Source organism: Streptomyces katrae, from assembly GCF_000966975.1.
In the GTDB taxonomy this organism is placed as follows: Bacteria; Actinomycetota; Actinomycetes; order Streptomycetales; family Streptomycetaceae; genus Streptomyces; species Streptomyces katrae.
The window spans coordinates 1-991 of record NZ_JZWV01000482.1; the positions used below are offsets into that span (position 1 = coordinate 1).

At 75.8% G+C, this 991-nt stretch carries 1 protein-coding gene; it reads left to right on the plus strand.

Features of this window, described 5'->3' with window-relative positions; translation table 11 throughout:
- Positions 1-131: 131 nt before the first annotated feature.
- Positions 132-991, plus strand: an 860-nt coding sequence (locus VR44_RS17820; RefSeq protein ID WP_045948508.1) for an amidase, incomplete at its 3' end; no start/stop codon positions are given.

Below are 991 nucleotides of genomic sequence, written 5' to 3' on the forward strand. Positions count from 1 at the left end.
CCCGCGCCCCCTCTCTCTTCGCCGGCTCTCCGCCGCGGGTACTCCGCAGCTTATTCGATGCGAGCGCATCGGTTCCCCGTATATGGTTCCGATGCAAACGCATCGAAACGAGGGACGGAGAACGACGTACCATGCCGGAAGCCCTGTGGCAGAAGACGGCCGCCGCACAGGCGGAAGCCGTGCGCGGCGGCGAGGTGTCCGCCGCCGAACTGGTCGAGAGCCACCTGGAACGCATCGCCGAGGTCAACCCGCGGGTGAACGCCGTCACCCAGCTGATGGCGGAACGGGCCCGCGCGGCCGCGGAACTGACGGACCGCCGCCGCGCCGCCGGCGAGGAACTCGGCCCCCTCGCGGGCGTCCCCTTCACGGTGAAGGAGACCACCCCCGTCGAAGGCGTACCGACCACCTTCGGCGTACCGCGCTTCCGCGACCTGGTCGCCCGGGCCGACGCGCCCCCCGTGGCCCGGCTGCGCGCCGCCGGGGCCATCCCCATCGGCCACGCCAACATGCCCACCCTGGTCCTCGCCGGCATGCACACCCGCAGCGAGCTCTTCGGCGACACCGCCAACCCGTGGGACCCCGCCCGCACCCCCGGCGGCAGCAGCGGCGGCGACGCGGTGGCCGTCGCCACCGGCATGGCCGCCCTCGGCCTCGGCAACGACTCCGGCGGCTCCATCCGCGTCCCGGCCCAGTTCTGCGGGGTCGCCGGACTGAAGCCCACCACCGGCCGCTTCCCCGCCGACCACCGCGTGCTCGGCCCCGAGGACCCCGGCCCCGCCTCCCAGGCGCTCGTCACCGACGGCCCGTTCGCCCGCAGCGTGGCCGACCTACGCCTGGCCTACGAGGCGCTGGCCGGCACCGACCCCCGCGACCCGCGGGCCGTCCCCGTCCCCGCCTACGGCCCTCCGCTCACCGGACCCGTGAAGGTCGCGGTGGTGGCCGACCCCGGCGGCCGCGGGGTGCACCCCTCGGTCCGCGCCGCCGTCGCCGA